This is a genomic window from Chenggangzhangella methanolivorans (genome assembly GCF_019797865.1).
Classification (GTDB): Bacteria; Pseudomonadota; Alphaproteobacteria; order Rhizobiales; family Methylopilaceae; genus Methylopila; species Methylopila methanolivorans.
On sequence record NZ_CP081869.1, the window covers coordinates 735,719 to 757,109 of the forward strand.

Here is a 21,391-nt window from a genome sequence, read left to right on the forward strand (position 1 = left end):
TTTTCTCATCTCCGCTGGGACTTCGTCTATCAGCGCCCGCAACATCTCCTCAGCCGGTTCTCTCGCCATCACGACGTGATGGTGATTGAAGAGCCGGTCTTCGAAGACGTGGCCGAGCCCGAACTGCGCGTGACCCCGCGAGACGGCCGGGTGAAGGTTGGCGTTCCGGTGCTGCCGCACGGCCTCGGCCATGCCGGCGACGTGCTCGCCCAGCGCAAGCTCGTCGACCAGATGCTGGCGGGCCTCAAGACCTCCAAGCGCGTCTTCTGGTACTACACGCCGATGGCGCTGCTGTTCACGCGCCACCTCGACGCCGACGTCATTGTGTTCGACTCGATGGACGAGCTGTCCGCCTTCAAGGGCGCGCCGCCCGAGCTGCTGGCGCTCGAAGAAGAGATCATGGGCCGCGCCGACGTGGTCTTCACCCGGCCCACAGCCTCTACGAGGCCAAGAAGCACCGCCACCACGACATCCACGCCTTCCCGTCCTCGATCGAGACCAAGCACTTCGCGCGTGCCCGCGCCGCGGACCGCAAGGAGCCCGAGGACCAGGCCGCGATCGGCCATCCGCGCCTCGGCTTCTTCGGCGTCGTGGACGAGCGCTTCGACATCGATCTCCTTCGCGAGGTCGCCGCCGCCAAGCCCGACTGGCAGTTCGTCATGATCGGCCCGGTGGTGAAGATCGACCCGGCGGATCTGCCGAAGGGCGACAACATCCATTGGCTCGGAGGGCGCGACTACAAGCAGCTCCCGGACTATATCGGCGGCTGGGACGTCGGCTTCATGCCCTTCGCGCTGAACGAATCCACGCGGTTCATCAGCCCCACTAAGACGCCGGAATTCCTCGCGGCCGGCCTGCCGGTCGTGTCGACGCCGATCCACGACGTCATTCGCTCCTACGGGGACGAAGGCTACGTCGAGATCGTGAAAGACGCCGCCTCCGTCGTGAAATCGGCCGAAGAGCTGATGGCGATGGATCGCGCGCCGTTCCTCGAGCGGGTCGATCAGAAACTCGCCGAGAACTCTTGGGATCAGACGTTCGAAAGGATCTACGAGCTCGTGGTGAGGGCGCATGACCGCCGTCACTCGCGTTCCGAAGGGGCAAACTTCGGAAAGGAAACTCTCCGTGTATGATTGGCTGATCGTCGGCGCAGGCTTCGCAGGCAGCGTCCTGGCGGAAAGGATCGCGGCCGAACGCGACCAGTCCGTCCTCATCATCGACCGTCGTCCGCATATCGCAGGCAACGCCTACGACAAGTACGACGACGCCGGCGTGCTCATGCATCAGTATGGGCCGCACATCTTCCACACCAACTCGGACCAGATCGTCGACTATCTGTCGAAGTTCACCGAGTGGCGGAAATACGAGCATCGCGTGCTCGGCATGATCGACGGCAAGACGGTGCCGATCCCGATCAACCGGACCACGATCAATGCGCTCTACGACCTCGATCTCAAGACCGACGAGGAGGCTCAGGCCTTCCTCGACTCGCGCGCCGAGCCGGTCGAGACGATCAAGACGTCGGAAGACGTGGTCGTCTCCAAGATCGGCCGCGAGCTCTACGAAAAGTTTTTTAAAGGCTACACCACCAAGCAGTGGGGCCTCGATCCGTCCGAGCTCGACAAGTCGGTGACCTCGCGCGTGCCGACGCGCACCAACACGGACGACCGTTACTTCACGGACACCCACCAGTGCATGCCGAAGCACGGCTACACGCGGATGTTCGAGAGGATGCTGAGTCATCCGAACATCAAGATCATGCTGAACGCGGATTATCGCGAGATCCGGGACGAAATCCCGCATCGCCGGCTGATCTTCACTGGTCCGATCGACGAGTTCTTCGACTTCCGCTTCGGTCGCCTGCCCTACCGCTCGCTCAAGTTCAAGCATGTCACGCTTGATCAGGAGAAGTATCAGGAGACCGGCACCGTCAATTATCCGATGAGCGAGGATTACACCCGCATCTCGGAGTACAAGCACCTGACGGGCCAGGAACACCACAAGACGACGATCACCTACGAGTATCCGTCGGCGACGGGCGATCCCTACTATCCGATCCCCCGTGACGAGAACCAGGCGCTCTACAAGAAGTACCAGGCTCTCGCGATGCAGACGGAGAATGTGCACTTCGTCGGCCGCCTCGCGACCTACCGGTACTACAACATGGACCAGGTCGTGGGTCAGGCCCTCGCCGAGTTCCGCCGCATCCAGGAGCAGGTTCCGCTCTGGACCGGCGTCAACGGCGCGAACGGCGCCTCCGCCGACGATCGTCTCATCGGCGCGACGCTGGACGGCCGCCTGCTGAACTGACCGACGTTCCGGTCGGACCGAACGGAAGGGCGTCGCCGCAAGGCGGCGCCCTTTTCGTTCGGGAGAAGGCGCGCCTCGGAAGCGAGCCCACGAACCACCCGGTCATCCCGGTCCTGACCCGGGATCCAGAACCGACGCCGTCGCCGGTCTGGTTGCGAGGGGTTCGGTTCTGGATCCCGGCTCAAGGCCGGGATGACGGGCGGTGCGTCACGCGCCTGCAAAACAATGACCCGCGTGGCGAACGGCGACGGCTCCCTACCGCCGCCGCTCGACGATCATCGGCAGGCCGCCTTTGGGCTGAAGCGAGATCCCGCCGAACGGGACGATGGGCCCCTTGGTCGCAAGCCGGAACCTCAGCCTGCGGGCGAGCGCCAGAATGCCGAACATCAGATTGGCGCTCGAGGCGCTCGCGCCGGGGCACACGCGCGGCCCCGCCGCGAAGGGGATGAAGGCGAAGCGGTGGCGCTTGTCGCGATTCTCGTCCGCGAAGCGGTCCGGGTCGAACACGCCCGGCCGCTCCCACAGCTTCTCGTGGCGGTGGATGATGAAGGGCGCGACGCACATGATCGCGCCCTTCGGCGCCCTCTGGCCCGCAACCTCGTCGGCCTTTAGCGCCTTGCGCACGATCACCGGGATCGGCGGATAGAGCCGCATCGTCTCGTCGAGCACGCGCCTGGTGTAGGGCACGAGCCCGACATGTTCGGGCGTCAACGGGTCGTCGCCGAGCACCGCGTCGATCTCGGCGTGCATGCGCTCGGCGACGTGCGGATGCAGGTCGAGCAGGTACCAGATCCAGGTCAGCGCGCGGATGGTGGCGTCGCCGGCCGCGATGATGGAGGCCGCCTCGTCGCGCGCCTCCTCGGCGGAGAAGGGCTGGCCGTCCTGCCGGTCGCGGGCGTGGGCGAGACGCCACAGCAGATCCTGCCCGCCCGCCCAGTCCGGCGACCGGCGGGCGTCGATAAGGCGGCGCAGCGTCACGTCCGCCTCGCCCTTCCAACCCTCGATCCGCCGCCGGACGAACAGCTTCGACACCCATTCGGGCTTCGGCACGATGTCGAGCGCCCGCGGCTTGCGCGGCACGGTGGAGAGCCATTTCATCACCGGGATCGCGTCCGGATCGCCGCCGGTCGAGATCTGGTTCAGCATCCGCATCAGCAGGTCGCCGGCGACCCGCTCCATGTCGACGGGCTTCTTGCTCCCCTTCGCGCCGGCCTTCTTTGCGAGGTCGGCCGCGCAGGCCTCCGCGAGCGCGATGATGGCCGGCGCGTCGGATTTCACCGAACGGGCGTCGATCGAGGGGGTGGCGATGCGGCGATGCCGCCGCCAGGTCTCGCCTTCGCTCGCGAGCGTCCCCGTGCCGATCTCGGCCTCGAACAGCCGCCGGATGGTCGGCACCCGGGGATAGTTGTCGAAATTGTCGACCAGCACCCGTTTGACGCCCGCGGGATCGCTGACGAAGCAGGCCGACACCATCCCGTAGGAGCGCCGCACGAACAGTTCGCGATAGAGCTCCGCGTCGAGCACGCCAAGCGAGTTCGTGGGAATCGTCTTGAGCAGGGTCAGGACCGGCAACGGCTTTTCGGGCCGGTCGGGCATTGCGAGGACGGGAGGCGTCGCGGGCGGCTCGGTCATGGCCGAGCGATAGCGTCACTCGGGCTGCGGCGGAAGAACCGACCCGGCGCGCAGAACCTGTTTCGAGCTGAAAAAGGATCTTGAGCGCCACGCTGCGCGCATTCGGGAGGCGCGAGCTTTCGGCGCAGGATCGTCGGCCGCCAACATTGGAGAAACGTTGGTCGGAGTGGCAGGATTCGAACCTGCGACCCCCTCGTCCCGAACGAGGTGCGCTACCAGGCTGCGCCACACTCCGAGCCGACGACGCGCCTTATAGGGGCCGCGCTCGCGCTCCGCAAGCGACCTTGTGCGGCCGTCCCCATTCGTCGCGCCGGCTAAGGACCGCAGAGCGTGGAACCTGCTTCGCCGACGGCGCGTTGCACGCCTGAAGAGGCGGTTTTCCCACGCCGTCGACGACACAAGGACGACCGCTGGATGGTTTCTCGCAGGATCACGGAAAACGGCGACGACGCCGCCGACACGGTCGCGGCGGCTGGCCGCAGGGCCGGAACGCGGGCCCGGCGCGCCGGCGCGGACGCGGGAGCGGCCATCGAGCGCGGCTCGGCGGCCGGCGCGGCGCGCATGCGTCGGGCCGCGCGCCGAACCGCCGACGCCTATGACGCGACGACCGACGAATTCGAAGAGCGCGTCGATTCGCTCGAGGCGACGATCCGGCGCAACCCGATCGCGGCCGCCGGCGCGGCGCTCTGGTCGGCGTCGTGCTGGGACGCTTCGTTTTGTGAGATTTTGAGGGCGAACCGCTCCGGTCTCGCCGCATTGGAGGACGACGAAATGGTCAACACCAACACAGTCAAAGGCGCGGCCAAGGAAGCGACCGGCAAGGCCAAGGCCGCTGTCGGGCGCGCGACGGGCGAGAAGGACCTCGAGGCCAAGGGCCGCGCGCAGCAGGCGGCCGGCAAGGTCCAGAAGGAAGCCGGCAAGGCCATCACGAAGGTGAAGTCCGCCGTTCAATGACGCCGACGGACGCGGCTTCGGCGGCGTCCGAAAAATCAGACAAAGCCCGCGGCGCGAACGACGTTCGCCTGCGGGCTTTCGTTTGCTCGCTGCGTTCGCGTGATCGCGCCTCGGGTCAGCCCGCCGAGCGCCGGCCCGCCCATCTTTGAGCCTGCTCGGCGTCCCGCTCGGCCAGCATGCCGCGCACGGTCTCGACCAGCGTCGCGAGCGAGCTTCGCGACTTCGTCATCGCGGCCTCCGCGCGCGCCGCGACGGCGCGATCGGCGTCGCGCGCCGAGAAGATGATGGCGCGCAACGGCCGTGGATAGGCTTCCTCGAAGGTCGACAGCAGATCGAGACCCGAGCCGTCCTCGAGCGCGACGTCGAGGATCGCGATCTCGTAGCCGCCCGTCTCGACCTCGCGGCGCGCCGCCGCGACGCTCGCGACCGCTGTGACGTCGGCGTAAGGCGCAAGCGCGGCGGCGACCACGTTGCAGAGGTCGGCGTCATCCTCGACGTGGAGAATGCGCGGACGATTGGTCTGCGGCCCCACCCGCTGCAACAGCAGCTTGGCGAGGCGGCTCGTATCGACGGGCTTGCGCATCCAGGCCGCCACGTCGAGCCCATTGGCGCGGACGTCGCTGCGCGCGCGATCGGCGTCGGCCGAAATGACGAAGACCGGCAGCTCACGGCCCTTCTCGGTCGCTCTGAGGTCGCGGATGAGGCTGATGCCGTCGCCGTCCGGAAGATTGAGGTCGACCAACACGGCGACGATCTCCTCCTGCTCGACCGCCTGGAGCGCGGCGCGAACCGTCCCGGCGGTGAGCGCCTCATAGCCGGCGTCGCGCATCTGCTCGGCGAGGATCGCGGCGATCAGCGCGTCGTCCTCGCACACCAGAACCTTGGCTTTGGGCGGCAGCTCCGCGAAGGCCGGCGCGGCGGCGCGCCCGCGGGTCACGTGGCGAGGCAACTGCACCTCGAACTCGGTGCCCTCGCCGATCGCCGTGCGGTACGAGAGCGCGCCGGCGTGCCGCTCGACGATCTCGCGGCAGATTGCGAGACCGAGCCCGGTGCCGCCCTTGCGCCGGCTGTCGGAGCCGTCCGCCTGGGCGAACTTCGTGAAGAGGCGCGGCCGGAACGACTCCGGAATGCCCGGACCGCGGTCCTTGACCACCACCGACACCGCTTCGCCGAGCGCCGAGACGACGACCGTCACGATCCCGCCGCGCGGCGAGAACTTGATGGCGTTCGACAGCAGGTTGGTGACCACCTGCGTCAGACGGTCATGGTCGCCGTAGACCATCAGGCCGGCGCCGCCGGGCGCAAGCTCGACCTCCACCTCGTACTCGTCCGCATAGGCCTTCAGCCCGCCGATCGCCTGGCCGACCAGGTCGATCACGGAGACCGACCGCAGCTCGAACGTCATCCGGCCGGCCTGGATCTTCTCGATGTCCAGAATGTCGTTGATGAGCCGCACCAGCCGCAGACTGTTTGAATGGGCGATCTGGATCAGGTGACGGGCGCGCTCGCCCAGCGGGCCGGCGGCGCCGCCCGTCAGCAGGCCGAGCGATCCCCGATCGAGGTCAGCGGCGTGCGCAGCTCATGGCTCACCGTCGAGACGAACTCGCTCTTCAGCCGCTCCACGCGCTTGCGCTCGCTGATGTCGCGGGCGCTGAGGAAGATGCGCTCGATCTCGCCGTTCGCCCCGCGCAGCGGCACCTGGACGACCTCGAAGACGGTCGACAGTCCGCTCGTCTGCGGCTCGCGCTCGACGGTCGTCACGGCTCCGAGCTCGAGGGTGCGCTTGAGGTCGCGCTCGATCGCAAGGCCGCGCGAGCCCGGGAAAACCTCGCGGGGACCGGCCGACGACCTCGCTCGCCGCAAGACCCGAGATCGCCGTCGCGGCCGCGTTCCAAGTCTCGACGCGAAACTCTCCGTCGCGGCCGACGCCGATCACCACCTTGGCGTCGGGGGGAGTGGTCGAACAGCCCGCGGAACAGCGCCTCGGCGCCTGTCAGGCGGCGCTCGCGATCCTCGATGGCGGCCGCCATGGCGGCGAGCGCGCGGCCGAGCGCGCCGACCTCGCCGCCCGCCCTCACGTCCGGCCGCGCCGCGAGCTCGCCGGCCTGCAGGCGGCCTGCGTAGGCGATCAGCCGCCTGAGCGGCGACAGAACCATGATCTCGGTGCCGAGCACGCCGAGCGCGAGCGAGCCAAGCAGAATCGAGACGATCAGCAGCAGGCGGGCGTTCAGGCGGGCGTCGACCGGCCGCACGACCTCACGACGCGGCGCGCCGACGACCAGGGTGCCCTGCCCGTCCAGCACGCGCCGGGCGAAATAGACCGTCGGCCGCCCCTTGAGGTCCGACGCCTGGAACGCCTGCCCGGGATTGGCGAGCGCCTGGGTGGCGAAGGTCGCGTCCGCAAGGTTCTGGCCGACGCCGGCGAGATCTTTCGGCTGCGTGGCGATCGCGACGCCGTCGCGGTCGAGCAGGACGAGCGTCTCGCCGCGGGGCATGTCGCCGCCGAGCCCCTCGAGCGGCGATGCGAGCTCCGACAAATCGAGGCTCGCGACCAGCAGCATCGTGGTCTCGCCGTCCTCGGTCACCGGCATCGCGAGCGCCATGCGCGGCGCGCCGCTGATGCGCGCGAGGATGAAGCCCGAGAGCGTGAAACGGCCGCTTGCGAAGGCCTCGCGCACATAGTCGCGGTCGCCGACGTTGAGCGACAGGCTCGCCGGATCGTTCGAGCAGCGGACGACGCCCGACCGGTCGACGGTGTAGAGGGCGCGGACGCCGGAGATGATCGGCAGATAGGCGGTGAGTTCCCGATCGCAGACGGGCCCCGGCTGTCGGACCGACTGGGAGCGGCGAGGAAGGTGAGCATCTGGCGCGTCTGCGCCACCACCGCGTCCTGGCGTTCGCCGCCGAGCCGTCCGAGCGCCGCGAGACGCTCGCTCGCGGCCGCAAGCGCCGCCTCGCGCTCGGCGCTTGCGAAATGGACGGTGAGCGCGACGAGCGGCGCGAGCACCACGACGCCGATGTTGGCGACCTGCCAGCGCAGGCTCGCCGCCGGACGGTCGAATCCCATCGCGACGAGCAGCAGCGTGAGCGCGAGCGCCGCGTTGAAGGCCGTCTGCTCGAAGCCGTCGATCACGCCGAGCGTCGCCGGATCGTAGACGTGCAGCGCGATGGCGAAGAGCGGGATCGCGAGGCCGCAGAGCCTCAGGCACTGTCGAAGATCCTCGGCCCGTCCCGAGCGGCCGGCGTCAGCGCCGCGGCGATCGCCGCGAGCAGCAGCGCGAGGCTGACCGCGACGCTCGATCTGCCGGGGTGCCCGGTCCATGGCTCGCTCACGTCGCGGGCGACGAGCGTGTCGATGCCGAAATCGAAGCTTGTGAGATGCTGCAGCAGCGTGAGCACGGCGATCAGGCCGCCGACCGCCGCAAGCCCGTAGCCGAAGGCCCGGAAGCCCGCGCCGCGACGCTGCAGCGCGAACCAGGCGCCGCAGGAGGCCAGGATCGACAGCGCGGCGTTCACCTTGATGGCGGGCAGGCCCGGCAGCAGGCTCGACAGGCGGGGCGCGCCCAGAACCTGACCGACGAGCCCCATAGACGCGACGGCGCATGCGAGCAGGGCGAGCGCCATGCCGAACGCAAGTCTGGTCGAGGCGGTCGTGCGCGGCCTCGTCATTTACCCGCCGGTAAGATTCGTTGCCCGGGTAACCTTATCTCGTCCAGCGACGATAACGAAGTGCGTCCAGCCGAATGTTTGACCGAAACCTCATGCGACTTCCGATGACGCCCCCGGCCTCTCCATGATCACGAGGACGTCAGCTAAGTAGTCGCACGTATTGAGCAATCGCTCCCGACATCGCCTCCTTATCCGGGAATTTCCACCCGAATGATCCGCCGGCTTCGGCCGCAGCGACGGAGACGACGATGGCGAAGCGTTGGCTGATGAGTCTTGCCTGCGGCCTGGCCGCGCTCGGAGCGCTGCAGGCGGGCGCAGGAGAGGCGAAAGCGACCACCATCGTGGCGCTGTCGCCGATGAGCCGCTCGCTCATCCTGATCGACGCGGACAAGGCGAAGGTCATCAAGACCGTGCGCCTCAAGGGAGCCGCGGCGCTCGGGACGCTGCGGACGATCGCCTTCAACCCGAGCGACCAGTCGATCTACGGCATGGACGACTTCTTCGACCTGTTCCGAATCACGCCGGAGACCGGCGCCTCGAAATACACCGGCAACATCGGGCGCTTCGCCACGCCCACCACGCGGATGGACTGCGCCCGGATCGGGACGCGCGACAGCTGCAGGTTCATCTCGCAGGACGGCTACTTTGCAGCCTTCGATCTTCCCAAGGGCGACAACGCGCTGGTCCTGCCGGGGCTGAACGGGCTGCTCGGAAAGCGCGTCCTCGGCGTCGCCTACGCGGCCGATCTGCGCCTGCTTCTGGTGGAGGGACTGACGGACCAGCTGTTCCTCGTCTCCCCGCCCACCAGCGGAACCATGGTCCCGATCGGCAGGCTCGGCGTCGACGTCGAGGCTCCCATCGCCTTCGACGTCCTGACCACCGGCAAAAAGGCCGGCGGCTACATGATCGCCAAGCGCACGCTGCACAAGGTCAACGTCAAGTCGGGCAAGACCACCAAGGGCAAGATGATCAAGAACCTGACGGTCGACGTGACCGACATGGTGGTTCTCGAGGACTGACGTCGCGCAGGGCAAGCGAGCTGGCGACAGACGCCTGCCGGCCGACTGCGTCGTCGAAACCGCCGATGGCCTCTTGCGGCCGGTTCAGCGCGGAGCGCGGCCTATTCCGCCGACAGCCGGAAACGAACGCGGGCCGGCGCGGAAACTCCGCCCGGCCCGTCTCGGTTCGCCCGACACGTTCGATCTGGGATCGACATTTTGAGAAAGAAGTTCCTTCAGGAACTCCCCACCAAGCCTTGAGGGCTTGGTGGGCGCACTAGGGCTCGAACCTAGGACCCGCTGATTAAGAGTCAGCTGCTCTACCAACTGAGCTATGCGCCCGGAAACCCGAGGGGTTTCGGTCTGCCGTGCGGCAGCGGCGGGGATGTAACAAAGCTCCCCGCCGCTGGCAAGCGCCGTCTTACGCGTCTTCCTGGAAAACTTCCTCGCGCTTGGCTTTCACCGAGGGCAGGAACACCACGACGAGCACCAGCGCCGCGATGATCAGCAGCGACAGGCTGAGCGGACGGGTGACGAACACCGTCGGATCGCCGCGCGAGATCGTCATGGCGCGGCGCAGGTTTTCCTCGAGCATCGGCCCGAGCACGAAGCCGAGCAGAAGCGGCGCGGGTTCGCATTCGAGCTTGACGAGGATGTAGCCCAGCAGGCCGAAGGCCGTGACCGCGTAGAGGTCGAAGGCGTTCGAGTTCACCGAATAGACGCCGATGCAGCAGAAGGCGAGAATCGCCGGGAACAGCATCGTGTAGGGCACGGTGAGCAGGCGCACCCACATGCCGATCAGCGGCAGGTTGAGCAGCACCAGCATCAGGTTGCCGATCCACATCGAGGCGATGACGCCCCAGAACAGCTCCGGCTTCTCGGTGGCGACGTTCGGGCCGGGCTGGATGCCCTGAATGATCATCGCGCCGATCATCAGCGCCATGACGGGGTTGGCCGGGATGCCGAGCGTCAGCATCGGGATGAAGGAGGTCTGCGCGCCGGCGTTGTTGGCCGATTCGGGAGCCGCCACGCCCTCGATCGCGCCCTTGCCGAAGCGTTCGGGCGTCTTCGAGATCTTCTTCTCGACCGTGTAGGCGGCGAAAGACGACAGGACCGCGCCGCCGCCCGGCAGGATGCCGAGCACCGAGCCGAGCGCAGTGCCGCGCAGCACCGGCGCCCACATCGCCTTGAAGTCTTCCTTGGTCGGCCAGAGGTTCGTGACCTTCTTGACCATGACCTCGCGGTCGCTCTCGTCCTCGAGGTTCCGGAGGATCTCGGCGATGCCGAAGATGCCGACGCGACCGCGACGAAGTTGAGGCCGTCGGCAAGCTCGAGATAACCCATGGTGAAGCGCTGGGCGCCGGTGTTGACGTCCGAGCCCACGAGGCCGAGCAGCAGCCCGACCACCACCATCGCCAGCGCCTTGATCACCGATCCGGACGCCAGCGCCACCGAGGCCACGAGGCCCAACATCATCAGCGAGAAATATTCGGCGGGACCGAATTTCAGCGCGAGATCGGTGAGGGGCGGCGCGAACAGCGCGATCAGGACGGTGGCGACCGACCCCGCGAAGAACGAGCCGAGCGCGGCGGTGGCGAGCGCGGGGCCGGCGCGGCCCTGCTTGGCCATCTGGTAGCCGTCGATCGCCGTCACGGCCGAGGAGCTTTCGCCCGGCAGGTTGATCAGGATCGCGGTGGTGGAGCCGCCGTACTGCGCGCCGTAATAGATGCCGGCGAGCATGATCAGCGAGGTCGCCGGCTCGAAGTTGAAGGTGATCGGCAGCAGCATCGCGATCGTGGCCGTCGGCCCGATGCCCGGGAGAACGCCGATCAGCGTGCCGAGCAGGACGCCGACGAAGCAGAAGGCCAGGTTGACTGGAAGGGCCGCGGTCGCGAAGCCGAGGCCGAGATTGTTGCCGAGTTCGGCGGCGGAGCTGAGGAAATCCATCTGTCTGTCTCCTCGCTCAGGCGCCGATGCCGAAAAGGTCGCGGAACCAGTGCACGACCGCGCCGAGCGCGCCCGCGATGGCTGTGCCGAGGCCGGCGAAGGGCGACATCAGCGCGTCGAAATAAGGGTTCAGGGGTCGAAGGGCCCTGCGAAGACGGGCGTCGGCAGGCCCAGCATCCGCTGGAACACGATCACGCAGAAGAAGGTGAGCAGGACCGTCAGGATGATCGCGAGCTTGATCGTCGAGCGCTGGCTGGCGAAGGCCGAGATCAGAACGACGAGCGCGACCGACGGAGCGAGGCCGAACCAGCGCACCGTCAGGCCGAACACGATCGGCGCCGCGAGGATCAGGATCGCGCCTCGCCACGGCACGCCGGTCATGGGCGACGGCGCCTTGCCGACCGCCTTGATGAGGATGATCAGCCCGAGCGCGCCGAGCACGGCGGCGAGCAGGAGCGGAAAGAAGCCCGGGCCCATCCGCAGGGCCGAGCCGATCGTGAGCTCCATCGTGCCGAGCGCGAACAGCGCTGCGATCGCGATGAAGATGCCGCCCGCGGCGGCGCGTGTGTTGACTTGCATGGAGATCCGGGTCCCGAAGGGTCGACGCGCGGGCTCTCCCCGCGCGGACGCCAAAACAGGAAGGCCCGCCGGAGAGGATCTCCTGCGGGCCCTCGCGGGTCGTCAGTCGGCGTAGACGCCGGCGGCTTTGATCACCGGCGCCCAGCGCTCCACCTCGGAGCTGAGCTTGGCCTTGAGCGCCTCCGGCGTCGCGTCGGCTTCCGGCGACGGGGTGGTGCCGAGATCGGCGAAGCGCTTCACCACGTTCGGATCCTTCAGCGCCTTCTGGAGCGAGGCGGTGAGCTTCTTCAGGATCTCGGGCGAGGTGCCCTTCGGCGCGTAGAGGCCGTGCCAGATGCCGACCTCGAAGCCCGCCAGGCCGCCTTCGGTCGCGGTGGGCACGTCGGGCAGCGCCGGCACGCGCTCCTTGGTGGTCGTGGCGTAAGCCTTGATCTTGCCGGTCTTGATCTGGTTCGTCGTGTTGGTGGTCTGGTCGCAGGTGAGGTCGACCTGCTTGCCGACGAGGTCGGTCATGACCGGGCCGGTGCCCTTGTAGGGAACGGTGACGAGCGGCGTCTCGATCTTCTGCATGAACAGCATGCCGCAGAGATGGCTCGCGGCGCCGACGCCGGCGTTGGCGTAGGTCACCTTGTCCTTGTTGGCTTTCAGGTAGTCGACGAGGCTCTTGAGATCCGTCGGCTCGAAGTCCGAACGGGCCACGATCGTCATGGGCACTTCGGTGACGAGGCCGACATAGTCGAAGGCGTTCAGCGTGTCGTAGGGGAGCTTCCGGTAGAGCGTCGCGCTCGTCGAGATGCCGATGTGATGCAGCAGCAGCGTGTAGCCGTCGGCGTCGGCCTTGGCGACGCGGCCTGCGCCGAGAGTGCCGCCGGCGCCGCCGACGTTCTCGACGATGAGCTGCTGGCCGAGATCCTTGCCCATCGACTCGGCGATGAGGCGCGTGACCGTATCGGTCGGGCCGCCGGCCGCGAACGGCACGACGACGGTGATGGTGCGATTGGGATAGTCGGCGCTGTGAGCCGCTCCTACCCCGAGAGCCACGAACATAGCCGCGGCTGCGGCGAACGACTTCAGCATTCTCGTCTTCTCCCTGACGCCGACCGGCGAGGCGGTGAACCGCATCGTTCTTTGGCGGTATTGACTTTCCGCCGGTCCAAACACGCGGCCGCGGCTTAGACGCCGCTGGCCTTTCGTCGCTTATGTTTCATCAAAAGCACGAGCGCAACAGGCGAAAATCCCAATTCGTCGCTATAAGGACAACTACTTACGGCCCTGACCAGTCACAGAAGAGCGAGCGGCCGACGATCGATTTGGTCGCCCGACCAATGTGATCGCTTGCGACTCTTAAATCGCCTGTTCCCGGCGCGGGCCTCAGCCGCGTCGGGCGCGTCGCCGCGGAACGTTCGAAGCCGAATGTGGAAAACCGCTCCGCGGCGGAGCGCGGGACGAAGGCGACGCCGGCCCCTCCCCGCGCCGCCCGTCAGGTCACTTCGAGGCGACCGGCGTGATCGTCACGTCGAAGCCGGTCGAGTCGAACCGCCAGTGGCCGTTCGGATTGAGGGCGAACTGCACGCGCTGGTTCTTCGAGAGCTCGCGGGTGAAGCTGAAGGACTTCTTTTCGCCCGGCTTCAGCGCGGCGGGGTCCGCGGCGCCGCTCAACACGACGGTCTGCTTCTCGCCGAACGCCTTCCGGGTCTGGTCCTTCGTGCCGATGACGATGCGCGGCGCGACGCTGGTCGGCGCGTTGTCGAGGATCTCGAAGAAGCCTTCCATCCTGTAGAAGCTGTGCGCGGGCGCGGTGAACACCACCATGGTCTCCTGGCCGTCCAAGCGCGGATGCATCACCAGCGCGTCGGTCGGGATGACGACCTTGCTCGAGCCGGGATCGTGCAGCGCCACGGCTCCGGTCGCGTTCACCGACACCGAGGACTCGCCGTCGTAGAAGCTGTCGAGCAGTCCGTTGGCGGCCGAGATCAGCCCGGCCGGGTACCGCACGAAGCTGGCCTTGTCGCCGGCCGTGCCGTAGCCGTAGGACCAGACGCCGCCTGGATTGTTGTACGAGAAATCGCGGGTCGCCTTGTAGGACGCCGGAGCGGGAGACTGCGCGGAGGCGGGTCCGACAGTCGCGAGAAGCGCCGCGACGGCGGCGCAGGTCAGCATCGTCTTCATGTCACGTTCCCCACAGGCCGCAGACTGGCGGCCATGGGCGGAACGATCGTTCCGGAAAACCGAAGCGGTAGTCGTAGAACCACGTAGCGACGCGGGGCTTAAGATCACGTTCCCGTGATCATCAGGCGACCTTAAGCCGATCCACCACCGCAGCCGCAGCGGCGTCCCCCGTTCGGTAGGCGCCGTGCGCGGTCGAGAAGTCGCGCTCCGAGCAGGCCTCGCCGGCGAAGAACAGCCGTTCGTCGACGGGCGCCGCCAGCCTCGCCCGGTCGCCGGCCCGGCCGGGAACCGCGTATGAGTAGGACCCTCGGGCGAATGGGTCGGACGCCCACAAATGCATCGGCAGCGGCTTGAGCCGCTTCGTGACCCCGGCGCCGAACAGGCGAGTGAGTTCGGCGAAGGCGAAGTCCACGAAAGCCGCTTCGCCGCCTCGCTCGAGTTCGGCCGCGCAGGCGCCGCCGAAATAGGCCTCGACGACAGGCCGGCCGAGCGGGCGGAAATGATAGGCGGCGGTCGCCGCCCGGTCGGTGCGGCCGAAGACGCGGCTTTCGGGCTCAAAGCCGTCCGGCCGGTCGAGCCGGAAATAGAGCTTGTCCGCAAGCCCGAGCGGCAGGCCCGCGGCCGCGTCGCGCTTGTCGGGAAGGTCCGGCGCGAACGCGATCGCGCCGGCCGCGATCAGCGCGCTCGGGACGCAAACGATGACGGCCCGCGCCGAGACCGCGCCAGCGGGCGTCTCGACCCTGACGAGGCGCCCCGAGTGATCGATCCGCGTCGCAGGCGCGCCGAAAGCCACCGGCAGCCCCGCGCCATGCGCGGCGATCGCGGCGCCGTAGCCGCCGGCGACGCGCCAGTTCTCGCCGGTGTCGCGATAGGCGTTGAGGTCGTCGGCCGAAACGCGCTCAGGCTCGGCGCCGCTGACATAGGTGGACGTCGCGCCCATCAGCCCGTTCCAGCGCGACGCGGGATCAAGGAAATCGGAAACCGGGAGGTCCGCGCCGTCCCGCCGGGCGGCCCAGAGCGCGAGCCGCTCGCGCAGCGCCGCGGCGTCGGCGCGGTAGGCCGCCTGATCGGCCGCCGGAAATCCGGCCTCCATCATCGGCCGCGTCCACGGCGTCGGACCGCGGACGACCTCGCCGCCCTCTTGCTCGATGACCTCGACCCAGGGGTTCCGGTCCGCCGAATGCAGCCAGCCGCAGCCGAGGTCGAGCGGCCCGGCGAGCGGATCGACGCGGGTGAAGCCGCGCCCGCCCAGTCGCGCGCGAGCCTCGAGGACCTGAAGGGTCAGGCCCGCGGCCGCGATCCGCCGACCGGCCGCGATCCCGGCGGCGCCGGCCCCGACCACGACGACGTCGACCTCGTCGACCGGCATCGGCTATGACCTCGGCCCATGGTTTCGGAGAAGACCGCGTTCCGCATCGTCGTCGCGCTCGCGGGTCTCGTGCCCGTCGGCGCGGGGCTTGCGGGCGCGCTCGGCGGCGCGGCCGTCTTCGCCGCCGCGCCCGACCCCTTCGATCTCTCGCTCGACAGCCATGCGCGCTACCTTTCGGGCCTGCTGCTCGGCATTGGGCTCGCCTTCTGGGCGACGCTCGGGCGTCCGGAAGTTCATGGCGCCCGCTACCGGCTGCTCGGCGCGGTGGTCGTCCTGGGCGGCCTCGCCCGGGCGTTCGGGCTTCTGGCCGGCGAGCCGGACCTCGCGATGCGGCTCGCCCTCGTGATGGAGCTCGTGGTCACGCCGGCGATCTGCCTCTGGCAAGCGCGGCTCGCCCGAAACGCGCCTTAGCCCGCCTTGCCGCGATGGACCGCGAAGGGCGAGAACGCCTGGTCGGTCGGCATCACCTGCAGGCGGTTGATGTTCACGTGGGCCGGCAACGTCGCGCACCAGAAGATCGTCTCGGCGACGTCGTCGGCCGTCATGCCGCGCATGTTCTCGTAGACGCTCGAGGCCTTGTCCTCGGCGCCCTTGAAGCGGACCAGCGAGAACTCGGTCTCCACCATGCCGGGCTCGATGTTGGTGACGCGAATGTTCTTGCCGAGCATGTCGGCGCGCAGCGCGAGGCAGAACTGCTTCACGAAGGCCTTGGTGCCGCCATAGGTGTTGCCGCCCGGATAGGGATAGTCGCCGGCGACCGACCCCAGTCCGAAGACGTGGCCCTGCCCGCGCGCGACCATGCCCGGCAGCGCGGCGCGAACCGTGTTCACGAAGCCGGTGACGTTGGTGTCGATCATCGTGTGCCAGTCGTCGATCGCGACCTGGTCGCCCGGCAGCAGGCCGAGCGCGAGGCCGGCGTTCGCCGCCACGACGTTGACGCCCGCGAAGGGCTCGGGAAGGCTCTCGAAGAGCTTCACCGTGGCCTCGTAGTCGCGCACGTCGTGCTCGGCGAAATGGAAGGCGTCGCCCAGCTCGGACTTGAGCTTCTCGAGCCGCTCGACCCGTCGCCCGGTTCCGACCACCTTGGCGCCGGCGCCGATGAAGCGACGCGCGATCGCCTCGCCGAAGCCGGACGTCGCTCCGGTGACGAGAACCGTCAGGGTTTTGGGATCGAGCGGGGTGGTGGTCATCGGCGTCAGCTCCGCGGCTTCTCGAAGAGAAGAGCGGGACCTAGCGCCTGACGCGACGGAAAGCGAGCCTTGCGGCGCAGCCATGCGAAAAGGCCCGCGCGAGGGGGTCTCGCGGGCCTCGGACTGCCGGAATCCACCTGATCAGCGGATCGTGGTCTTGGTCTTCACGTCGCCGTCGTCGTCGATCGTGGTCTTCGATTTCACCATGTCGCCGGAGTCCTTCTCCTTCGACTTGATGACCACGTCGCCGTTCTTCTTTTCCTTGACCTTCACGTCCGTGCTCTCGGTGCGGTCGCGGTCGGTCGTCACCACGGTGGTCTGCGCAAGCGCCGGACCGGCGGCCAGACAAGCGGCGAGCAGCGCCACAGGACCGGCGCGACGGACGGTGGCCATCAGGCCGCGGGTGTCATTGGTCGTCATCTGTGCATCCTCCGCGCGCCCGCCGGACATGACGCGACCCGCCGCATCGCGGCGGCTCGCCGATCTCGTCAATTCGTCTTGGACGGCCGCGTTACGGAGCGCGACGAACCTTCAGGCCTCGTGCGCGCTTCCATGTAGTTCGCCCTCGCCAGTCAGAACGCGCAATGTCATGGCGGGTTCCGCAGAAAATTTAGACTTGTGGACAATCTAAATAATCTCGTCCCGGTTTGGAACTTGGCGGAGTCGAGGACCGTTCGTCGATACGTGACCCGCAGATGAGACCCTCGGGCGACCCGCGTCGACGACGCGGCTTCAAGACACAAACGAAGGGAGGGCCGCGCATGATCCGCGAGGCCGAGCCGGTCCTCGATCGGCACACGCAGGAGCGGCTTGGCCGCATGCTGCGCGAGAAACTCGACGTCGACCGTCAGCCGACGTCGTCCACGGAGATCGAAAAGCTCCTGGCGAGCCTGCGCGCGGCCGACGACCTCGGCTGCGAAAAACAGCGCCGCTCCTGACGAACGCGATGCGTCACGGAACCGTCATCGCCGTCCGAAGGTTGCTTCCGGGAGGGCGATGACGGTCCCGGCGACAGCGATCGCCGGGCCTTCCGGAGCATTTCCATGTCCACGATACTGCTGATCATCCTGATCCTGATCCTCATCGGCGTCGTGCCGGTCTGGCCGCATTCGCGCGGCTACGGCTACGGGCCAAGCGGGATCCTGGGCGTGATCGTGATCGTGCTGATCATTCTCGCGCTTCTCGGGCATCTCTGATCGCCCGAAACAGCTGGCCCCGCGGACGCATACGTAGTCTTCCCGACTGTCCGCGGGGTCGCCGCCCCAATTAATAGTGAGCTCTCGACGAACATCGGTCCGCCGACCGGATTCTCTTGGGAGCTCAAATGGTTCGCGTCGCCGCGGCACTGGCCGTCCTGTTGGCCTCGAGCATCGGGGCCTCGGCTCAGGAACCCGCCCCGAAGAAGGACGCGCAGGGCGGACGGATGAAGGCGGCGTTCAAGTCCTGGGCGGCCCAATGGGGCGTCCAGAACGCGAGTTTCGCGGTCATGCGCGACGACGACGTCGTGGGCCTTGCGAAAGTCGGGGACGGCGATCCGAAAGCCCCACGTCCCGTGGCGAGCCTCTCGAAAGCGATCACAGGCGTCTGCGTCGCCGAACTCGTCGAGAGCAAGAAGCTTTCCTACGGCGCCAATCTCGGCAAGCTCCTGAAAGCCTATTTCAAGAAGCGCCCGCCGGCCGATCCCGCAGCGAAGTCCATCACGGTCGGCCAGTTGCTGAACCACGCCGCCGGTCTCACCTACGACCCCACGCAGGGCACGGCCGAGTTCGCGGCTCTCGACTTCAAGAAGCCGGACCTGACGTCGGTGACCGCCATGGCGCTCAACCGGCCCCTCGGAGCGAAGACCTACGTCTACAACAACGCCAACTACGCTGCGCTCGGTCTCGTGATCGAGTCCGTGACGGGCAAGAGCTACGAGAAGGCCTGCTCGAAACTCGTGCTGACGCCGGCCGGCGTGAAGAAGGCGGGCTTCGATCCGAACTGGCGGATCATGGCGTCCTGGGGCGGCTGGAACATCTCGGCCGTCGACTACGCCAAATTCCTCGATCACTTCCGCCCGGGCAGCAAGCTGTTGAAGTCGCCGCCGAGCTCCTGGCCGCAGGTCGGCCTGGAGGGCGGGGCCTTCTATTCGATCGGCACGTATCAGCGCATCAGCCGCGACGGCGTGACCTACAATTTCTGGCACTCCGGCGCTTGGCGCTGGAGCGCCGCCTCGATCCCCGAGCGGAACGTGAACTACGGCGCCTATTTCGTGGTGATGTTCCAGAACCTGCGCTACGTCGCGAACTATGCGCCGCAGCCGCCGAGCGCGGCGATCGGCGACCTCGACAACGTCATGTGGGCGGCGGCCTATCCGGCGCGCTTCTCGACGAAGCCGGCGGCGCCTTCCGCGGCGGCCCCTGCGTCTGAGGCGAACGGCTCCGACCGGGGCGTCGAGGACATCGAGATCGACCGCGCCCGCCAGCGCTGACCGCGCAGGCGGCGGGCGCCTCGCCTCCGCCGTCTCAATCGAGGCGCGTGAGCGACTGCGTCTTGCACAGCAGGCCGACGACGCAACCCTTGAGCCGCAGCCGGTTCGGCCCGTCGGCAAAGATCCGGCCGGCATAGGTGCGGCCGTCGTCGGGATTGTAGAAACGGCCCGTCCAGACGTCGCCGTCGAAGCGCATGCCGCTGACGAGGGCGAGGCCGATCACCGGCCGGTCCCGCAGCGCCGGATCCGGATTGTATTTGTCGCGCTTCGGCCGGCCGTCCTTGGCGTTCGGCTTGCGCAACCCCGTGAGCGTCGCGCAGAGCGATCCGCCGCAATCCGCGATGCGGATCTGCGCCTTTGCCGTTCGAAAGGCTCCAGAGCCCCGAGGGCACGGGAGCGGCGAGCGCCGGACTCGACGACAAGAGAGCGAGCGCGGCGACGAGCGAGCGTGTCTTCATCATCCGGCACATAGGCGCGGCGCCGCGCGCCGCAACGCGCAAAAGAAAAGAGCCGGCCCAAAGGCCGGCTCAAGTCGTCGAGGGAGGATAAGACGGGTCAGATCAGGCCGCGGCGGCGGCTTTCTGGGCCGGGACCTCGGAGATCGTCTTCAGGATCTGCGAGGCGATCGCATAGGGGTCGCCCTGCGAGTTCGGGCGGCGATCCTCGAGATAGCCCTTGTAGTCGTTCTTGACGAACGAGTGCGGCACGCGGATCGAGGCGCCGCGGTCGGCCACGCCGTAGGAGAACTTGTTCCACGGGGCGGTCTCGTGCTTGCCGGTCAGACGCTTGTCGTTGTCCGGGCCGTAGACGGCGATGTGGTCCATCAGGTTCTTCTCGAAGGCGGCCATCAGCGCTTCGAAGTACTCCTTGCCGCCGACCGTGCGCAGGTGCTCGGTCGAGAAGTTGGCGTGCATGCCCGAGCCGTTCCAGTCGGTGTCGCCGAGCGGCTTGCAGTGGTACTCGATGTCGATCTCATAGGACTCGCAGAGGCGCTGCAGGATGTAGCGCGCGACCCACATCTCGTCGGCGGCCTTCTTGGAGCCCTTGCCGAAGATCTGGAACTCCCACTGGCCCTTCGCGACTTCCGCGTTGATGCCCTCGTGGTTGATGCCGGCGGCGAGGCAGAGGTTGAGGTGCTCCTCGACGATCTTGCGGGCGACCGAGCCGGACGCCGCATAGCCGACGCCGCAATAGTACGGGCCCTGCGGGGCCGGGTAGCCGGTGGTCGGGAAGCCGAGCGGGCGGCCGTCCTTGTAGAAGAAGTATTCCTGCTCGAAGCCGAACCAGGCGCCGTCGTCGTCGAGGATGGTGGCGCGGGCGTTGGTCGGGTGCGGGGTGACGCCGTCCGGCATCATCACTTCGCACATCACCAGGATGCCGTTCTCGCGGGTGGCGTCGAAGAAGTGGCGGACCGGCTTCAGCACGCAGTCGGAGTTCGAACCTTCGGCCTGCATCGTGGACGAGCCGTCGAAGCCCCACAGCGGCAGCTGCTCGAGCGTGGGATACTCCGCGAATTCCTTGATCTGGGTCTTGCCGCGGAGGCCCTGGACCGGCGAGTAGCCGTCGAGCCAGAGATACTCGAGCTTATACTTCGTCATTGCGAACCTCTCAGAAGCGCGATCACGCGAGGGGTTGAGAAACGGTCGACGTCCGACGCGCCGCGGCGCGCGCGGGCGGCGGACGAACGCCCGAATGAAAGCATCAACCGTGCCAATGGCGGGGAATGCGGGCTGCGTCGGGTTGGCGCGCGTCGCCTCTCGGAACCGGGGCCCGCTCGGGGAGAGACATGCGGCTGCGCCGCTATGGCCTCATCCCGCAACGTTCGCAGCGCTTTAATCACGCTATGGCGCCGGGCCGGACCAAGGCCGTCGCGGACCGGCCTGACGACCGTCATGGTCGCTCCGGCCACGCCGCCCACGTGGCGCGCGCAAACTCATGCACAAAAACTGAGCGTGAAACCCTTGCTTCGAAATGGGGCGCCAAGCTCTTTGCTGATACTTGCGCCAAAAGCTGCTTTTTGATGAGGCACTCAGTACAAAAAATGCGCAGTCGTTGCTATCTTCACGATGCGAGCCGGCTCAAGGTCGGCGCTGTCTGAAGGAGA

23 protein-coding genes, 2 tRNA genes and 1 pseudogene are annotated in these 21,391 nt (G+C 67.7%); 10 read left to right on the forward strand and 16 right to left on the reverse strand.

Annotation, left to right across the window (positions count from 1 at the left end; translation table 11 throughout):
* Positions 1-78: 78 nt before the first annotated feature.
* From K6K41_RS03880 to glf, 3 genes are read left to right on the forward strand one after another with little or no spacing between them, the layout of a single operon-like run.
* A complete protein-coding gene (locus K6K41_RS03880) occupies positions 79-663 on the forward strand; it encodes a glycosyltransferase family protein (RefSeq protein WP_261403982.1) in 585 nt (194 codons plus the stop codon).
* Positions 591-1,133 carry a glycosyltransferase gene (locus tag K6K41_RS03885; RefSeq protein WP_261403983.1) on the forward strand — a complete coding sequence of 181 codons (543 nt, stop codon included), beginning with the start codon at positions 591-593 and terminating at the stop codon, positions 1,131-1,133. Before K6K41_RS03880 ends, K6K41_RS03885 begins: the two co-directional genes overlap by 73 nt.
* A complete protein-coding gene (glf, locus tag K6K41_RS03890; protein WP_261403984.1) occupies positions 1,126-2,310 on the forward strand; it encodes a UDP-galactopyranose mutase in 1,185 nt (394 codons plus the stop codon). Before K6K41_RS03885 ends, glf begins: the two co-directional genes overlap by 8 nt.
* Before the next feature lie 255 nt (positions 2,311-2,565).
* Here glf and K6K41_RS03895 read toward each other — a convergent pair whose 3' ends face one another.
* Together K6K41_RS03895 and K6K41_RS03900 are read right to left on the reverse strand one after the other, a co-directional pair.
* On the reverse strand, positions 2,566-3,942 hold the full coding sequence (locus tag K6K41_RS03895; protein ID WP_261403985.1) for a cytochrome P450: 1,377 nt from the start codon (positions 3,940-3,942) through the stop codon (positions 2,566-2,568).
* A gap of 158 nt (positions 3,943-4,100) precedes the next feature.
* Positions 4,101-4,177, reverse strand: a tRNA-Pro gene (locus K6K41_RS03900).
* A gap of 179 nt (positions 4,178-4,356) precedes the next feature.
* On the opposite strand from K6K41_RS03900, the gene K6K41_RS03905 reads away from it, so the two are divergent.
* On the forward strand, positions 4,357-4,896 hold the full coding sequence (locus K6K41_RS03905) for a CsbD family protein (RefSeq protein ID WP_261403986.1): 540 nt from the start codon (positions 4,357-4,359) through the stop codon (positions 4,894-4,896).
* A gap of 115 nt (positions 4,897-5,011) precedes the next feature.
* Here the strand turns inward: K6K41_RS03905 and K6K41_RS03910 are convergent, their stop codons facing one another.
* The 4 genes from K6K41_RS03910 to K6K41_RS03925 all read right to left on the reverse strand — a co-directional run bounded on the left by K6K41_RS03910 (position 5,012) and on the right by K6K41_RS03925 (position 8,218).
* Complete coding sequence (locus tag K6K41_RS03910; RefSeq protein WP_261403987.1) at positions 5,012-6,352, reverse strand: hybrid sensor histidine kinase/response regulator; 1,341 nt, start codon at positions 6,350-6,352, stop codon at positions 5,012-5,014.
* 77 nt (positions 6,353-6,429) lie between these two features.
* Positions 6,430-6,759 (reverse strand): PAS domain-containing protein, encoded by a 330-nt coding sequence (locus K6K41_RS03915; RefSeq protein ID WP_261403988.1) that lies wholly within the window; start codon positions 6,757-6,759, stop codon positions 6,430-6,432.
* On the reverse strand, positions 6,654-7,499 hold the full coding sequence (locus K6K41_RS03920) for a HAMP domain-containing protein (RefSeq protein ID WP_261403989.1): 846 nt from the start codon (positions 7,497-7,499) through the stop codon (positions 6,654-6,656). The genes K6K41_RS03915 and K6K41_RS03920 overlap by 106 nt, the downstream gene beginning before the upstream one ends.
* Positions 7,478-8,218: a hypothetical protein gene (locus K6K41_RS03925; RefSeq protein ID WP_261403990.1), complete on the reverse strand. Its 741-nt coding sequence runs from the start codon at positions 8,216-8,218 to the stop codon at positions 7,478-7,480. The genes K6K41_RS03920 and K6K41_RS03925 overlap by 22 nt, the downstream gene beginning before the upstream one ends.
* A 595-nt stretch (positions 8,219-8,813) precedes the next feature.
* On the opposite strand from K6K41_RS03925, the gene K6K41_RS03930 reads away from it, so the two are divergent.
* Positions 8,814-9,584, forward strand: coding sequence for a DUF4394 domain-containing protein (locus K6K41_RS03930; RefSeq protein WP_261403991.1), 771 nt, complete (start codon positions 8,814-8,816; stop codon positions 9,582-9,584).
* Between the two features lie 245 nt (positions 9,585-9,829).
* On the opposite strand, the gene K6K41_RS03935 is transcribed toward K6K41_RS03930, so the two are convergent.
* The 6 genes and pseudogenes from K6K41_RS03935 to K6K41_RS03960 form a co-directional block, all read right to left on the reverse strand.
* Positions 9,830-9,905 (reverse strand) — tRNA-Lys (locus K6K41_RS03935).
* Positions 9,906-9,984: 79 nt separating this feature from the next.
* Positions 9,985-11,510, reverse strand: a pseudogene (locus tag K6K41_RS03940) (tripartite tricarboxylate transporter permease).
* A 129-nt stretch (positions 11,511-11,639) separates the two neighbouring features.
* Positions 11,640-12,089, reverse strand: coding sequence for a tripartite tricarboxylate transporter TctB family protein (locus K6K41_RS03945; protein ID WP_261403992.1), 450 nt, complete (start codon positions 12,087-12,089; stop codon positions 11,640-11,642).
* 102 nt (positions 12,090-12,191) lie between these two features.
* Positions 12,192-13,166: a tripartite tricarboxylate transporter substrate-binding protein gene (locus K6K41_RS03950; protein WP_261403993.1), complete on the reverse strand. Its 975-nt coding sequence runs from the start codon at positions 13,164-13,166 to the stop codon at positions 12,192-12,194.
* A 408-nt stretch (positions 13,167-13,574) separates the two neighbouring features.
* On the reverse strand, positions 13,575-14,258 hold the full coding sequence (locus tag K6K41_RS03955; RefSeq protein WP_261403994.1) for a hypothetical protein: 684 nt from the start codon (positions 14,256-14,258) through the stop codon (positions 13,575-13,577).
* Positions 14,259-14,379: 121 nt separating this feature from the next.
* Complete coding sequence (locus K6K41_RS03960) at positions 14,380-15,627, reverse strand: flavin monoamine oxidase family protein (protein WP_261403995.1); 1,248 nt, start codon at positions 15,625-15,627, stop codon at positions 14,380-14,382.
* Between the two features lie 18 nt (positions 15,628-15,645).
* Here K6K41_RS03960 and K6K41_RS03965 point away from each other — a divergent pair, with 18 nt between their 5' ends.
* Entirely contained in the window at positions 15,646-16,038 is a 393-nt protein-coding gene (locus K6K41_RS03965) for a DUF4345 domain-containing protein (RefSeq protein WP_261403996.1), read from the forward strand.
* Here K6K41_RS03965 and K6K41_RS03970 read toward each other — a convergent pair.
* Positions 16,035-16,817 carry an SDR family NAD(P)-dependent oxidoreductase gene (locus K6K41_RS03970; RefSeq protein ID WP_261403997.1) on the reverse strand — a complete coding sequence of 261 codons (783 nt, stop codon included), beginning with the start codon at positions 16,815-16,817 and terminating at the stop codon, positions 16,035-16,037. The two genes, K6K41_RS03965 and K6K41_RS03970, sit on opposite strands and share 4 nt — an antisense overlap.
* A 141-nt stretch (positions 16,818-16,958) precedes the next feature.
* The gene (locus K6K41_RS03975) at positions 16,959-17,237 is read right to left on the reverse strand and encodes a hypothetical protein (protein WP_261403998.1); all 279 of its coding nucleotides are present in this window, start codon (positions 17,235-17,237) and stop codon (positions 16,959-16,961) included.
* 341 nt (positions 17,238-17,578) lie between these two features.
* Here K6K41_RS03975 and K6K41_RS03980 point away from each other — a divergent pair, with 341 nt between their 5' ends.
* The 3 genes from K6K41_RS03980 (at position 17,579) to K6K41_RS03990 (ending at position 19,287) form a co-directional block, all read left to right on the forward strand.
* Positions 17,579-17,755, forward strand: coding sequence for a hypothetical protein (locus K6K41_RS03980; RefSeq protein ID WP_261403999.1), 177 nt, complete (start codon positions 17,579-17,581; stop codon positions 17,753-17,755).
* Between the two features lie 99 nt (positions 17,756-17,854).
* Entirely contained in the window at positions 17,855-18,013 is a 159-nt protein-coding gene (locus K6K41_RS03985) for a DUF3309 family protein (protein WP_261405633.1), read from the forward strand.
* Positions 18,014-18,141: 128 nt separating this feature from the next.
* A complete protein-coding gene (locus K6K41_RS03990; RefSeq protein ID WP_261404000.1) occupies positions 18,142-19,287 on the forward strand; it encodes a serine hydrolase domain-containing protein in 1,146 nt (381 codons plus the stop codon).
* 34 nt (positions 19,288-19,321) lie between these two features.
* Here the strand turns inward: K6K41_RS03990 and K6K41_RS03995 are convergent, their stop codons facing one another.
* Both K6K41_RS03995 and K6K41_RS04000 read right to left on the reverse strand, forming a co-directional pair.
* Positions 19,322-19,588 (reverse strand): DUF2147 domain-containing protein, encoded by a 267-nt coding sequence (locus K6K41_RS03995; RefSeq protein ID WP_261404001.1) that lies wholly within the window; start codon positions 19,586-19,588, stop codon positions 19,322-19,324.
* 259 nt (positions 19,589-19,847) lie between these two features.
* The gene (locus K6K41_RS04000) at positions 19,848-20,885 is read right to left on the reverse strand and encodes a glutamine synthetase beta-grasp domain-containing protein (RefSeq protein WP_261404002.1); all 1,038 of its coding nucleotides are present in this window, start codon (positions 20,883-20,885) and stop codon (positions 19,848-19,850) included.
* Between the two features lie 188 nt (positions 20,886-21,073).
* On the opposite strand from K6K41_RS04000, the gene K6K41_RS04005 reads away from it, so the two are divergent.
* Complete coding sequence (locus K6K41_RS04005) at positions 21,074-21,385, forward strand: hypothetical protein (RefSeq protein WP_261404003.1); 312 nt, start codon at positions 21,074-21,076, stop codon at positions 21,383-21,385.
* Positions 21,386-21,391 lie beyond the last annotated feature (6 nt).

What these genes read in the sequence shown, in the direction of transcription:
- K6K41_RS03880 (WP_261403982.1), top strand. Translation starts at nt 79, where the DNA reads ATGGTGATTGAAGAGCCGGTCTTCGAAGACGTGGCCGAGCCCGAACTG.
- K6K41_RS03895 (WP_261403985.1), bottom strand. Translation starts at nt 3,942, where the DNA reads ATGACCGAGCCGCCCGCGACGCCTCCCGTCCTCGCAATGCCCGACCGG.
- K6K41_RS03905 (WP_261403986.1), top strand. Translation starts at nt 4,357, where the DNA reads ATGGTTTCTCGCAGGATCACGGAAAACGGCGACGACGCCGCCGACACG.
- K6K41_RS03920 (WP_261403989.1), bottom strand. Translation starts at nt 7,499, where the DNA reads ATGGCGCTCGCGATGCCGGTGACCGAGGACGGCGAGACCACGATGCTG.
- K6K41_RS03925 (WP_261403990.1), bottom strand. Translation starts at nt 8,218, where the DNA reads ATGGACCGGGCACCCCGGCAGATCGAGCGTCGCGGTCAGCCTCGCGCT.
- K6K41_RS03930 (WP_261403991.1), top strand. Translation starts at nt 8,814, where the DNA reads ATGGCGAAGCGTTGGCTGATGAGTCTTGCCTGCGGCCTGGCCGCGCTC.
- K6K41_RS03945 (WP_261403992.1), bottom strand. Translation starts at nt 12,089, where the DNA reads ATGCAAGTCAACACACGCGCCGCCGCGGGCGGCATCTTCATCGCGATC.
- K6K41_RS03950 (WP_261403993.1), bottom strand. Translation starts at nt 13,166, where the DNA reads ATGCTGAAGTCGTTCGCCGCAGCCGCGGCTATGTTCGTGGCTCTCGGG.
- K6K41_RS03955 (WP_261403994.1), bottom strand. Translation starts at nt 14,258, where the DNA reads ATGAAGACGATGCTGACCTGCGCCGCCGTCGCGGCGCTTCTCGCGACT.
- K6K41_RS03960 (WP_261403995.1), bottom strand. Translation starts at nt 15,627, where the DNA reads ATGCCGGTCGACGAGGTCGACGTCGTCGTGGTCGGGGCCGGCGCCGCC.
- K6K41_RS03965 (WP_261403996.1), top strand. Translation starts at nt 15,646, where the DNA reads ATGGTTTCGGAGAAGACCGCGTTCCGCATCGTCGTCGCGCTCGCGGGT.
- K6K41_RS03970 (WP_261403997.1), bottom strand. Translation starts at nt 16,817, where the DNA reads ATGACCACCACCCCGCTCGATCCCAAAACCCTGACGGTTCTCGTCACC.
- K6K41_RS03975 (WP_261403998.1), bottom strand. Translation starts at nt 17,237, where the DNA reads ATGACGACCAATGACACCCGCGGCCTGATGGCCACCGTCCGTCGCGCC.
- K6K41_RS03980 (WP_261403999.1), top strand. Translation starts at nt 17,579, where the DNA reads ATGATCCGCGAGGCCGAGCCGGTCCTCGATCGGCACACGCAGGAGCGG.
- K6K41_RS03990 (WP_261404000.1), top strand. Translation starts at nt 18,142, where the DNA reads ATGGTTCGCGTCGCCGCGGCACTGGCCGTCCTGTTGGCCTCGAGCATC.
- K6K41_RS04000 (WP_261404002.1), bottom strand. Translation starts at nt 20,885, where the DNA reads ATGACGAAGTATAAGCTCGAGTATCTCTGGCTCGACGGCTACTCGCCG.
- K6K41_RS04005 (WP_261404003.1), top strand. Translation starts at nt 21,074, where the DNA reads ATGCGGCTGCGCCGCTATGGCCTCATCCCGCAACGTTCGCAGCGCTTT.